Origin of the sequence: Streptomyces sp. NBC_01077, from assembly GCF_045162855.1 — a bacterium.
Lineage (GTDB): Bacteria > Actinomycetota > Actinomycetes > Streptomycetales > Streptomycetaceae > Streptomyces.
Genome location: NZ_CP108669.1, coordinates 9,689,209 through 9,702,129, shown reverse-complemented (window position 1 = coordinate 9,702,129; position 12,921 = coordinate 9,689,209). Strand labels below are relative to the sequence as shown.

At 64.3% G+C, this 12,921-nt stretch carries 8 protein-coding genes and 1 pseudogene; 6 read left to right on the top strand and 3 right to left on the bottom strand.

What is annotated here, in order from left to right; translation table 11 throughout:
* Positions 1-216: 216 nt before the first annotated feature.
* The 5 genes from OG462_RS43530 to ssuE all read left to right on the top strand — a co-directional run bounded on the left by OG462_RS43530 (position 217) and on the right by ssuE (position 3,853).
* Positions 217-708 (top strand): riboflavin kinase, encoded by a 492-nt coding sequence (locus tag OG462_RS43530; RefSeq protein WP_406053768.1) that lies wholly within the window; start codon positions 217-219, stop codon positions 706-708.
* Between the two features lie 143 nt (positions 709-851).
* Entirely contained in the window at positions 852-1,460 is a 609-nt protein-coding gene (locus OG462_RS43525; protein ID WP_406053770.1) for a riboflavin synthase, read from the top strand.
* Positions 1,457-2,725, top strand: coding sequence for a bifunctional 3,4-dihydroxy-2-butanone-4-phosphate synthase/GTP cyclohydrolase II (locus tag OG462_RS43520; protein WP_406053772.1), 1,269 nt, complete (start codon positions 1,457-1,459; stop codon positions 2,723-2,725). The genes OG462_RS43525 and OG462_RS43520 overlap by 4 nt, the downstream gene beginning before the upstream one ends.
* Before the next feature lie 45 nt (positions 2,726-2,770).
* Positions 2,771-3,247 carry a 6,7-dimethyl-8-ribityllumazine synthase gene (ribH, locus tag OG462_RS43515; protein ID WP_406053774.1) on the top strand — a complete coding sequence of 159 codons (477 nt, stop codon included), beginning with the start codon at positions 2,771-2,773 and terminating at the stop codon, positions 3,245-3,247.
* A 12-nt stretch (positions 3,248-3,259) separates the two neighbouring features.
* Entirely contained in the window at positions 3,260-3,853 is a 594-nt protein-coding gene (gene ssuE, locus OG462_RS43510) for an NADPH-dependent FMN reductase (protein WP_406053776.1), read from the top strand.
* A gap of 558 nt (positions 3,854-4,411) precedes the next feature.
* On the opposite strand, the gene OG462_RS43505 is transcribed toward ssuE, so the two are convergent.
* From OG462_RS43505 to lanL, 3 genes are all read right to left on the bottom strand, one after another.
* Positions 4,412-7,093, bottom strand: coding sequence for a LuxR C-terminal-related transcriptional regulator (locus OG462_RS43505; RefSeq protein ID WP_406053778.1), 2,682 nt, complete (start codon positions 7,091-7,093; stop codon positions 4,412-4,414).
* 498 nt (positions 7,094-7,591) lie between these two features.
* Entirely contained in the window at positions 7,592-8,623 is a 1,032-nt protein-coding gene (locus tag OG462_RS43500) for a hypothetical protein (RefSeq protein WP_406053780.1), read from the bottom strand.
* 712 nt (positions 8,624-9,335) lie between these two features.
* On the bottom strand, positions 9,336-12,065 hold the full coding sequence (gene lanL / locus OG462_RS43495; RefSeq protein WP_406053782.1) for a class IV lanthionine synthetase LanL: 2,730 nt from the start codon (positions 12,063-12,065) through the stop codon (positions 9,336-9,338).
* 286 nt (positions 12,066-12,351) lie between these two features.
* On the opposite strand from lanL, the pseudogene OG462_RS43490 reads away from it, so the two are divergent.
* Positions 12,352-12,802: pseudogene (locus tag OG462_RS43490) on the top strand (enoyl-CoA hydratase-related protein); the annotation flags it as partial.
* Positions 12,803-12,921 lie beyond the last annotated feature (119 nt).

Genomic DNA, 12,921 nt, shown 5'->3' with positions numbered 1-12,921 from the left:
GCGCGAAGACCTCCAGCCCGACCGCTCCCGGCAGCCGACTGATGGCCTGCGATGGCTACACAGCGATGATGAGTATCTTTTACTCAGTCCCATTTGCCGCCTTTTGGATTCAGTAGGCATATGCGCTCCATGCAGCCTTCCTCGACATGGCCGCACAGTTTCTCTACCCATTCCATTCGGTAATCAAGTGGTTATCTCTGACCCGCCGAGGATTTAATGAGTAGCAACAGAGCAGAGCTTAGAAACGCCATAGACATTCCCGCTGAGGGTGTTCCGGCGGACGAGCCGCAGCGCTACATGGACGAGGCCACCCGAGTTGCGGGTTCGATTGTTCACGGCGACAAACTAGGGCGCATTCTCGGATTTCCGACAGCCAACATTGCCCTAGAGGCAGGTTCCCCCTCACTGGTGGACGGCGTTTATGCCGGATGGCTCGTACTGGATGAGCATTACATGCCAGCAGCGATTTCCATTGGGGTCAACTCCACCTTTGACGCAGCCGAGCGAAGAGTCGAAGTGCACGTTCTGGATCGAACCGATCTTTCGATATACGGGAGAAAGGTCACCGTAATTCTCGGGACACGGCTCAGAGAGATGCGCAAGTTTCCGGATGCCGCAACGCTGGTTGCCAAGATCGAGGAAGATGTGCGTCTCGCCCGAGCATGGCTGCAGAGCAACGCGCACCATTCAGGTAAGTATTCACCGTGAAGGCGAATGGCGGTCAAGTCACATTCCCGTGACAGAACGCACAACATTCCGGTTCGGGAATCAGGATTCTGCCGCCGGTGAATTTGGCCGATCCCAGACCCTATCTGTCGCACCATAGTATTTCACAAGCTTAAGGGGCCGTAGTGTTTACTGGAATCGTTGAAGAAGTGGGTGAGATTACCGCCGCGGACGACCTTGGCGACGCCTTCCGCTTCACCTTGCATGCGTCGCTGGTTACGGAAGATGCCAAGGCTGGTGATTCCATCGCAGTTAACGGTGTCTGCCTGACCGTCGTGGACCTGGAAGAGGGCACTTTTACCGCCGATGTCATGGCCGAGACGCTTGCCTGCTCAGGACTCGGCAGGCTCCATGCCGGCTCTCGCGTCAACCTGGAACGCCCCATAGCTCTGGGGGGGCGGCTCGGCGGACATCTGGTGCAAGGGCACGTTGACGGAATCGGCACAGTTCTCGATCTCATCCCCTCCGAGAACTGGACGATCGTCAAGGTCTCACTACCCGCCAATCTGGCCCGGTACGTCGTGACGAAAGGCTCTATCACCATCGACGGGGTCAGTCTCACAGTCGTCGATGCCTCTTCGGATTTCTTCACCATCAGTCTCATCCCCACCACACTGGCGGAGACCACACTCGGATTCAAGCAGCCCGGAGACCTGGTCAATCTGGAAGTCGATGCAATCGCCAAGCACATCGAGCGCCTGATCAACCTCAATCCCCAGGAGCCCACCACATGAGCACGAGCCAGGACACCTCCGAGAATCTCACTCTCGACCCCATCGGACAGGCGATATCCGACATCGCGGCCGGCCGGCCCGTCGTCGTTGTCGACGACGAGGGCCGCGAGAACGAGGGCGATCTGATCATCGCTGCAGAAAAGGCCACTCCCGAGATCGTCGCATTCATGATGAGCGAATGTCGCGGCCTGATCTGCGCGCCGTTGCCGGGGCCCGAATGCGACCGGCTGGGCCTGCCGCAGATGGTCGACAACAACACGGAGTCCATGGGTACAGCCTTCACGGTCTCTGTAGACGCCGTCGGACAGTACGGCGTCACCACCGGCATCTCCGCCGCCGACAGGGCCACCACACTGCAACTGCTGACTCACGGTACGACGAACGCAGATGACTTTGTGCGCCCGGGGCACATTTTCCCCTTGCGTGCAAAGGATGGCGGCGTACTGGTCCGTCCAGGACACACGGAAGCAGGCGTAGACCTGGCGCGTCTCGCAGGCCTGAAGCCCGCCGCTGCAATCGTCGAGATCGCAGGCGAAGACGGCCGGATGCTACGGCTGCCTGAGCTAGTACCTTTCGCCCGCAAGCACGGGTTGTCGATCATTTCCATCGAGGACCTGATCGCCTACCGACGTGGCTGCGAACCCACGGTCCGCAGGGAAGCGGAGACCAGACTCCCGGCCGCGTTCGGCGACTTCACCGCCTTCGGCTACCGCTCCCTCACCGACGGCGTCGAACACATTGCCCTACTCCGAGGCGAGATAGGAAACGGTGAAGACGTACTCGTGCGGGTCCACTCCGAATGCCTCACCGGGGACATCTTCGCCTCCCAGCGCTGCGACTGCGGGGCACAGCTGCACGCCTCCCTCCGACGCGTCGCCCAAGAGGGCCGCGGCGTGGTCATCTATCTGCGCGGGCACGAAGGCCGCGGTATCGGCCTGACATCCAAGCTCCGCGCCTACGAACTCCAGGAACGAGGCCGAGACACCCTGGATGCCAACCTCGAGCTCGGCCTGCCCGCCGACGCCCGTGACTACGCGGCCGGCGCCCAGATCCTCCACGACATGGGTGTACGCAGTATCCGTCTGATGACCAACAATCCCGAGAAGACTGCCGCCATGTCCAGGTACGGGCTTGAGGTCAAAGAGCGCCATCCCATGCCTGTCCAGGCCGGTGAGCACAACCTCTTCTATCTGCAGACCAAGCGAGACCGGATGGGCCACGAACTGCCCTGGCTCGACAACCAATCAGCGCACGACGCTCCGTGACACCCCTAGAGCCTGGCCCCAGAGACCCGAACGGAAGGGAAAACCATGAGCGGCAACGGCGCACCCGAACTCGTAGTTGAAAGCTGCACCGGCCTGAGAGTCGCAGTTGTAGCGGCCCAGTGGCATGAGAAGGTCATGAATGGCCTGGTCGGTGGCGCCCTGCGGGCCCTGGACGAGCTCAGGATCCAAGAGCGAACCATCCTGCGAGTGCCTGGCAGCTTCGAGTTGCCGGTCGTGGTCAAGGCCCTCGCGGGCCAGGGCTACGACGCCGTCGTCGCTCTCGGGGTCGTCATCCGGGGCGGCACCCCACACTTTGACTACGTATGCCAAGGCGTCACCCAGGGCCTGGCCAAAATCTCCATCGACACCGGCGTCCCGGTCGGCTTCGGCGTGCTGACCTGCGACACCGAGGAACAAGCACTGGACCGGGCCGGCATCGAAAACTCGAACGAAGACAAAGGGTACGAGGCTGTCACGACCGCAGCCGTCACCGCCACCATCCTGCGCTCGCTCCCCACCTGAAAACGAGGGCCCATGGCCTCCGTCCTGTCCGTCTGTGGAAGCCCCTCCGCCTCCTCCCGCACCGCCCACCTGCTACGGCAGCTGGACAACCGATTGGCCGCGCATGGCCACGAAGTCACCAGCCTGGACATCCGAGCCCTTCCGCCCCAAGCCCTCTTTCACGCCGACACCCGGCACCCGGCCATCGCGGCAGCCGTACGCTACGTCGCTCAAACAGACGGCATCGTCATCGCCACACCCATATACAAAGCGGCCTACTCCGGTGCCCTCAAAACGCTCCTAGACCTTCTGCCCCAGCACGCGCTTGCCGGCAAAATTGTTCTGCCCCTGGCCACCGGCGGTTCCAACGCGTATGTCCTCGCCATCGACTACGCCCTGCGCCCTGTCCTCAACTCCATGGGGGCGGCGCATATAGTCCAGGGCCGCTTCACTCTCGATGAAGACATCACCGTCCACGAGGACGGGTCCGTCACCATTGAGCCCCCTGCCGCCGACGCCCTCAACCACGCGGTCGATCAGTTCGCTCACACGCTCAACCAGGGGTCTGCAAGGGCCTGTCAAGAGAACGGCTCTGTCCGCATTGGGGCTGCAAAAAAGACGGTGTGACTCTGATCGTGGAGGGTTGCTCCTTTGACCAGCAAGAATATGGCCAAGGCGTCCGAAGGTGGGGCCGTGCCGACGGACGTGGATGGCCGGTTCCCGAACGGGCCCGGGCCGAGGGTCTTCTTCAGCCGACGAGTGAGGGCGGTCTGCTCCAGCAGCTGACGAAGCGGCTGCTGGAGTCGGCTCTCGAGGGCGCGAGGACAGACCCTCTCGGTGAAGTCCGACTCGAGGAACGGCAAACGCCCGAAGGCCCGGGGTTCCTCGCTAGATCACGCTGAAAACCTTGCCTTCGACCGCGCCCCAGGCCGCTTGCCCGGCGCATCGTGAATCCGCAGGCTGACCGCAGTCGCTACTGAACGCCCCTACGTACCCGGCCGAGTATCTCTGTCTCGGCAAGAACGGATGTCTGCAGCTGCTGACACACGCCGCCAGCGAGAGGCAAGCACTGGCCTGATGTGATGTGCACTCTTCAGCTCGGTGACACCGTGGATCGATCCATCCCAAACACCTACCGCAGCCGGTACTTTCGTGGACGAAGAAGACGACGCTGCTCGTCACTCGTCAGGACGATTGCAGGCCAGATGCGTTGCCTTTGGCAGTGTCGAGTGCCCTGCGGAGCTCACCCCGGGTAGTGACACCAAGCTTTGTGTACACGTGGTGCAGGTGGTTGTCGATGGTACGTACGGAAAGACTCAGCATCTCGGCGATATCCTTGCTTGAGGTATCGGCCGCTGCCAGCACGGCGATCTCACGTTCGCGCTGCGTCAATGGGGCAGTGGCTTCGGCCAGAGCCAACAAGGGTGTGCGCGCGCCCTGGCAGCGTGCTGCCGCGTCGGCGGCCCGGTTGCTTGCCGCGGTTGCGCGCCGAGGCTCCCCTCGGCGGCGCAAGGCCGCTGCTGCAGTCGCCGCCGCCTCGGCGGCCAGCAGATCCGCACCGATGTCTTCGAGTTCGGCCGACACGGCCAAAAGTTGATCTACGTCGTCGGCAGCGATGGCCTGGGCGAAGCGCGACCTGGCGGGGGTGAAGACTCCGTCACAGGTGCGTGCGAGTTCGACGAGCCGTTCCACCACGTCTTCTGCACCCCCCAGGCGAGCGACCTCCGTCAGGAGCAGAACTTCCGAGGTGAGGTATTGCGCGGTGCGGGCGTCTTCGGCAGCCTCCAGCAGTACCCTTCGGGCTCTGCTCTCTTGGCCCTGCGCTGCAAGAAGCCACGCTTCCCCCAACCGCTCTTCTCCACGCAGATACCCCCTGACCGGGTACTGCTCAAGCTCGGCAAGGGCTGATCGGGCAGCGCCGAGGTCACCGAGCTCGGCAGCCGTCGCCGCCACGTAGGACGAGATCAGGCGCAGGGCATTGATGTGGTTGGCCTTTCGGGCCGGCGTGAAAGCCTCGGCGAACCACAGTCGCGCGGCACTGGGATGCCCGGACTGCCATTCGGCCCTGCCCAGGCAGAAGGCGACCCAGATACGAGGAATCATTGTATCTGTAGAAATCATCAGGTCGCTGAATGCCTGCTCCCCCACAGTGAGTGCTTCGGAAAGCCTTCCTTCCTCCGTCAGGGCCGTGGTGCTCAACTGCGTCGCCGGGTGCGGCACCAGCTGTTCCTCGGCCTCGGCGCGCACGTGAGTGGCGTAGGCAAACTCCGCCCAAGCCGTGGCCTGCGTGGTGCGACCGACCGCTGCCAGTGCGAGAGTCTTCGCCAGGGCTCCGCGCAGCCATGTGTTCAGGTCATAGCTCTCGCTGGGGTCTGGCTCCAGCTGTTCTTCGAGCAGGGTCAGGCCGCGGGCAGGTTCACCGGAGATGACGCGCACGTAGCCTTCGATAGTGCGAAGCGTGCGGCGACCCGCCTGACTGGTCACTTGTTGGAGTGCACCTTCTACGACCTTCAGCGTCTCTTGAGTGCGCGAGCCCAGCCAGAACAGGCTCATGATCCGGGCGAGAGTGACTTCCAGTTTCTCCTTCTCGTCAGCGGCCTGCTCGTCGGCATCGGACAGGATTCGCTCCGCCGATTCCCACTTGCCGGTCTCAATCAGCGCGTAGCCCAGTAGGAGCCGGGTATCGGTGGTCTGGTGCCGTTCCGGCAGGGAGTCCAGCAGTGCGGTGACCTGGGCGTAGTCGTGGGTGTGAAATCCGAGTGTTGCGGCTCGGATCAGCAGGCCGGGGTCGGCGGTACCCGTGGCAGCCAATCGCCAGGTAGCAACGTGAAGCGGGTCATCGTGGCGCCGTGCACCGTAGCGCTCCGCCCGCTCGGCATGCTCCCGAATCAATGCCTGCCGTTGCGGGTCAGGAATCCCCTTCCGCAGCACTTCTCCGTACAGAGGATGTTCAAGGGCCACTCTGGTCCGTCGCTGGTCCACCGTGATTTGAATCAGCCCGGCCTGCTCCAAGTCGGCGACCACTTCAAGTGAAGCCACCGCTTCGGTATCGGCCAGCGAAACGGGCTCGCACGAGGCCAGCAGCTCCAGCACAGGGCGGCCGGCCTGGCCGGCCGAGGCAAGGCGTGTGCTGATCAGCTCCGTCAGCCTGGGCGTGCCCGCCAGCGAAGCCTCGGCGAGCTCCCATACTTCTCCATCGTGAATCAGGTTGCCTGAGGCGACAGCGCCGAGCGTGAGCTCGTGTAGGTAGAGCACGTTCCCGCCGGAGCCTTCGTGCAGGTGGCGCAGGGTGCGCCGTCCGACGGGGGCGCCGAGCGCCTCGTGCAGCAGTCGCGCACATTTCCTCCGGTCCAGCGCTTCAAGGTCCACTCGCTGTATGGCATCCCCGTGGCAGAGTGCGTTTACGGCGTCGCTCGCCGGCTCTCCCGTACGGACAGTTGCGACCAGCCGTATCACACCTGCGTCCATAAGCTGTCGCAGCAGCACGACAGAGGTGGCGTCCAGAAGATGGAGGTCGTCCACCCATACGGCCCAGCGGCGGCCTCGTCCAGGGCCCATCAAGGCTGCCGCAACATCGGCGAAGCCGCGCACCGGGTCGGATAGATCGACACCTTCGGGAATTAGATGTGCAATCGCGCCCAGAGGCACGGTGCCAGCCGCCGCGCTAGCCGTCGCGCGCATGCTCTTGTAGCCAGCACGCACCGCCTGGGCCAGGCACTCCTCCGCCAATCTTGACTTGCCGATGCCAGCGGGCCCGTAGATCACGAATCCCCGTCCCCGGCCATCCGCCAATGCCTTGGCGAATGCGTCAAGCTCCTCTTGTCTGCCCACGAACGGCCAGCGTTGCATCCGGCTGACAGTGCTCACCTGGCACCTCCTCAATGGCAACGGCATGGAACCAGCTGGCTCGTCGTGCCGCATCACCCATACAGGCCAAGAGTAGCGGGGATTCTGTTCATGCCACTGCGGAGCCGACGCGGTGATCCTTCCTTGCCGCATCGCTCGCTGCACACTTCGACCCGACGGATCCCGACTTAGTGCTTGCTGTGCTTCGGGCGCTGCATGAGACGGCAGGTATGTTCTGGCAAACGGAGTCCCATCGAGTCGGCCCAGACACGGCGCCCTTCGGACCTGGTGTCCCGCCATGGTGACCGCAGCCTGCCGCCAACCGGACCGGGGAGATCGCCGAGGTGGCACCCCGTACCGCTCGTCGAGCATGCTCTGAAGCAGTCGGAGACTGGCACTCCCGAATACACCAGCAAAGCCACAGCCCGAGCAGATGACCGCCCCAGCAACCCGCGAGGCTCTCCCCCTCGGTCTCCGGGCCACCGTCAGCGTGTTCTCAGCACGCTGACGGTGGGTGCATCAAGGGCAGCGAATATACGTGTGAAGCTGATCGGTCACTGTGAAACCGGCAGCCTCGTGGAGGTGGATGGCCGCCTCGTGGTGAGGCTTGTCAAAATCGGGAGCGTCCAGACACGTGGTGACATGGCGAACGCCACGGTCGGAGAGGTTTGTCAGGCATTGCTCGAGCAGGATGTGGCCCAGGCGCCGGCGTTCAGGAGCCAGAGTGACCCACTCCAGGGCAGCTACGCCGCCGACCGGGACACTGACACAAGCCTCACCGATCCGAGTGCCGTCCCGCTCCCGCAGATCGAGCTGCCAGCCGCCATCTACGTGCTCGATCAGGTCCGCGATCGCATACAGGCGAGGGCTAAGCGTGTCCAGGCTGTGGTGGAGGTACCGCCATCGGTCAGTCCCGGAGAAACCACACGCCTCCAAGGCACGCCGAGTGCCAGGTCTTTTCCGCATCGGTAGTCCGGCAGGTGCCATCGCCGTGGACACGGCATATGCGTGCACAGTCCGCCGTCCCAGCTGGGTCAGCGTGTGATCAATCAGATTCTGTGCGAGGCCCTGCTCGTCCTCCATGCAGTGCAACCACAGCAGCACTCCAGCGCCGTCGCCCTTAGGCACACCATATGACACCGCCCCCAGAACCGCATCGTCCGCAGAGACCAGCACGTCACAGCCGGCGTTTTCAAGCCCTTCCTCTGCTCGCAGAGCATGACTGAGCACGGTCGGACTAACAGCCGGTTGGCCTGGCAGCCGGTCTTCGTCAATGAGCCGAAGCACCGCCGCCCGGTCTTCATCGCTGAACCGGCGCACCCTCACACTCGAACAAACGGACGTGACCGACATACATCCACCTTCCTGACGTGACTGTCTCGCAGCATTGCCCACCTCCTCTCTCACGAGCGGGCACGCCACGCTCGACTTACATATTTTTCTGGCCCGGTCGTCCGAATCGGCAACTCCGATGTCATCAGGAAGCACGCCGATTTGCACCGCAGGCGAGAGAGTTACCTGCCGCCATGCCGCATTCTGCTCGGCGCGCATGCAAGGAGGCTTGGCGACCACCCGCAGGACCTCGGCACTTGGGGGTGGCGGATCCGGCTGCCAATTCCGGGATCGTGCACCAGATCCCGGAACTGCACCGGCAGTCGCGGTTCGCTCGGCAGTAGTACGCCTTGCCCCCATGTACTCGCAGGGTCGGCTCCGTGGCCGGCCCCTGGCCGTGCCTGGCAACCCGGATCGTGGACCGGCTCGGACTGCGGACTGTCACCCCGTCGGCCCATCATGACCAGCAGCGAGAACGGCTTCTGGACGTGTTCGCATGCCAGTGGATCTTCACGGTGAACCCTCCCTGGGACCTGCACAGCCCGTGGTCGTCCGGCTCGTGCCCGACCCGCCGGGCGGCCCCCTCTGCCGGCGCCGTTCCTGCGGATACCAGCTGCGTGCCGTGGGCACGCCAGACAGTGGAGTCGACATCGGTCTCCCAGGTGAACGGCCCTGCCGCATAGGCCTGCACCTGCAACAACAACATCAGCCGGGCCCTACCCTTGCCTCTGGCCACCCGCGGAACAGCCCGTAGACGGCCTGCCAGGGCCCGCACCCACACGACAGGTGACGCCACAGAACACCGGGTCCGCGCCCACCATCGGCAGCAACAACCCCTGCACCGACCACTCCCACCAGAAGGATCACCATGCCCACACCGTGATCATCACGGCATGAGGCATGGACCGGCACCCCGACCAAAAAGCACGGCCTAACCGAGCGGGGCGATTTCTGCGTGTGGTGGTGTCCAGGGATGCTGGTCGTGGTGGCGGAGGCGGAGGTGGAAGCGGAGGGTTCCCGCAGTGCCGGTCTGATAGCTGTAGTCAGTCTGGGGGTGCTGCGGATCGCGGGCGGCAGCGGTTTGAGCGTCGATGACTGCGGCCAGGGTGCGCGCTTGCTGGTAGTAGGTGTCCTGGCCGGTGTGGTGGGTCATGTCGAGGAGGAAGTGGCCTGCGCCGGCAAGGCCACAGCAGGCACCGGCGGGGTGGGGCCAGGGGTTGTGAGTAATCGCGGCAGCTGCGTGTTCGGCAAGATCCGCGAAGCGTTGTTCACGAGTAGCCGACCACAGGCGGATGAGGAAGGAGCCGATGCCTCCGGATCCGTTGCACCAGAACATCCTGCTCTCGGTGTCCGGGGTGGCGTCGGAGTCGTCTTTCTTGGTACTGCGGGGCCAGGACGCGCCAGTCTCGGTGATCTGTGCAGCACGGACCAGAGTGTCGCCGGCACCGAGGGCGGCTTGGTGGAAGCGGTCTCCTGATCCGGGCATGTGCTGTTCGGCTGCCTGTGCGGCGGCTAGCAGGAAGTCTCCGACACCTGCGACCCCGTGGGCGAATCCGTAGGATTCCAGCCCGGCGAGAGCGGAGTCGATGCCCTCGGGGATAGGCCAGGACCAGTCGTCACCGTCGCGGTGGGCTACGGCAAGTACAGCGTCGGCACATGCCAGCGCTTGGTCGAGTTGTTCGGACTTGCCCGTGGTATACCACAGATGCAGGTGGGTTACGCCGGCGCCGGACAGGCCGTGAGTGACGTCCGCGGTGTGCCATCGGGTAGGAAGCTTCTCCGCGAGTTCGATGGCACGTGCCTGAAGTTCGAGGTTCTCCAGCAGGCGGCCGGCATCGTGGAGTGCCCAGGCGGTGCCGGCGCGACCGAAAGCGAGGCCGGGCAGCAGGCGGGGGATTGCGAACAGCCTCTGATCTACCCATGCAGCGGCCTGGGTGAGGGCCTCGCGCAGTGTGTCGTCGCCGTGGCCGTGGGCAGCTGCTTGAGTGAGTGCGGACAGCCCACCAGCGGCACCCTGCCACAGTGCGCAATCGTCCCGGTCGCCCTCGGTCTGCTTCCACAGCTGTTCGGCTTGCGGGGTCATAGAGGTCTGCAGCAGGCGGACCTGTTCGTCGATGATGGTGTCGAGACGCTCGTCGGTGAGTACAGGCCGGCGCAGGGTGAGTGCGGCCAGGGTGCTGTCACCAACGGCGAGAGCGGTGAGTCGTTCGCGGGCCTGAGGCAGTGTCCAGCGCTGCTCCGGGTCCGGCTCGGTCAGGTTGAGGATCAGGTCGGCGAAGTCGGGCAGAGCAGGATAGGAACCGACGATTTGAGCAAGGGTCTCCTCAATCTCCTGCCGGGTCGCGTCGCTCTTGCGTGCCAGCCAGGAGGGCGAGAGTCCGGTGATGGCATGGAAGAGAGTGGCACCCAGGCTGTAACAGTCGGTGGCCGCCGTGGCGACCTTGGATGCCTCGTCCTTCTTCGCCAGTTCCGGGGCCATGAAGTGTGGCGTGCCGATGGGGCGGCACACGGTGTCGATACGGGTCACGTATTCGACGTCGATGATCCGCAGGTCGCCGTCCGGGAGCATCATGAGGTTGCTGGTCTTCAGGTCTCGGATCACGTACCCCCCCTGGTGGATCTTCTCCACCAGACCCACGAGGCGTGTTGCAGTCTCCAGGGCCTCAGCACGGGACAGCCTCGATGCGCCGCCGTTTCCCTGGGCCCACTTCTCCATGGTCTGGCCGGGGACCTGTTCCTGGACCAGGAACAGGTCATCCTCCAGCTGCATGAGCTCCAGACAGGCGGGGGCGACGTCGAGAGGCTGCAATTCCTGCAGCATCCGGGCCTCCTGACGGAGTCGGTCGCGCACGTCCGTGCCATCGAGTTCGGAGCTGACATGGGCGCGCGCCTGCTTGATCACCACGTCCGAACCGTCTCGCTCGTCGACTGCCCGGTAGACGCCGCCCTTGTTCGCATGCCGGATCGCCTTCAGCACCCGATACCGGTCGCCCAAAAGCACTGATGCTGGCGTCTGCGGGGTCTCCACCTCTTCGTCGGGAAACGGCGAGGTCGCCCACGCCGGCGGCGAGAACCACGCGTTGCGCTCGTCCTCGACAGCCGTACCGTCCGGCCCCACCATGCGCCGCTCGAACGTGCCGTCGTCGTTGAAGAAACGCTGGCCGCTGCCACTGATCTCACCGTAGCGGTAGTAGACGAGACTTCCCGGCCGCAGACGCTTGTCCGACAGGATCCCTGGCCCTGGCAGCCCTGCGGTCGCCTCGTGCAGCTGTTCGGCCAACTCGCGGAACTGTGCGTCGTCCTTCGGATACACCGTGATGAACTTCCCCCCGCCCCCACGGGAGTACCACTGATTAACCAACTGCGCCACCCGAGGCAGGTCCGTACCGAACTTGAACGCGCACCCTGCCTTCACCAGCACCTCCCCTGCACGCGCCAGTACCAACGGCGCCGACAAGGGCGTTGCCGACACATGCAGCTTCCAGCCGTGCTCGCGCGAATGCCCATCCGGTGGAGACAGATAGCACCATGCCTCACTCGGCTTGATAGACCACCGCTGTCCACCACATCGATCCAGCACCGCACGTGCGACATCGATCAACAGAACCGAATCCGCCGACGTCGAAACAGAACTCTGATCGCCAACACCACTGCCTGTCATACCTCTGCCTCTGGTCGCTCTGTCTGGCCTGCCGTCGCCTCTCCTCAGGTGAGGCGTCCCTCTCACACTCCTTCTCATCCGGACGCACCTGCTTGAGCACTCGGTACTCACCCCTCTTCGCCAGGCCCACCGCTTGCAAGCAAGCCCCCTTGCATGCCAGGTGCGCGACGGGGTGGACCCAGAGGCATTGCATCTGCGCTGGACGGTCTCGCTCGCAGCAGCCTTCTTCAGAGACGACGCGTCTGGATGCCGCGAAGAGCCGGCCTGGCGGATCAGCCTCAGTGGCGTGAGGGGCACCGCTGCGTTCTCTGGTACCGCACGGCCCGTCTTCGTTCTCGATCTGAGGGGACGGCGAGAACCGCCTCCATCCCGACTGGACGGCCTCGGTCCAGGTCGCGCTCGACGCGGTAGAGAAGGCCAAGGGACCGCGCGCTCTGATGACCTGCACCACGGGAAAGTTCTACTCGACCGGCCTGGACCTCGACTGGCTTCTCGCCCATCCCGACCAGCAGCAGGACTACGTCAACACCGTCCACGGACTCCTCGCCCGGATGCTGACCCTGCCGGTGATCACCGTCGCAGCACTCCAAGGGCACACCTTCGCCGCCGGCGCGATGTTCTCCCTCGCGCACGACTTCCGCATCATGCGGGCCGAGCGTGGATTCTGGTGCCTGCCCGAAGCCGACACCCCTCGGTCGTCGTCCACCGGGACATACCGGCCGGTGCGATCCCGGATTGGCGCAAACGACCCCGTGACCTCGACGCCGAGAGGCCGACCCCGCCTCCACCACCAGTGCCGAGGCTGCGCCCCGGTCACATCCACAGGGCTTGGCCCTGGCAGTCCCACCGGCTACCG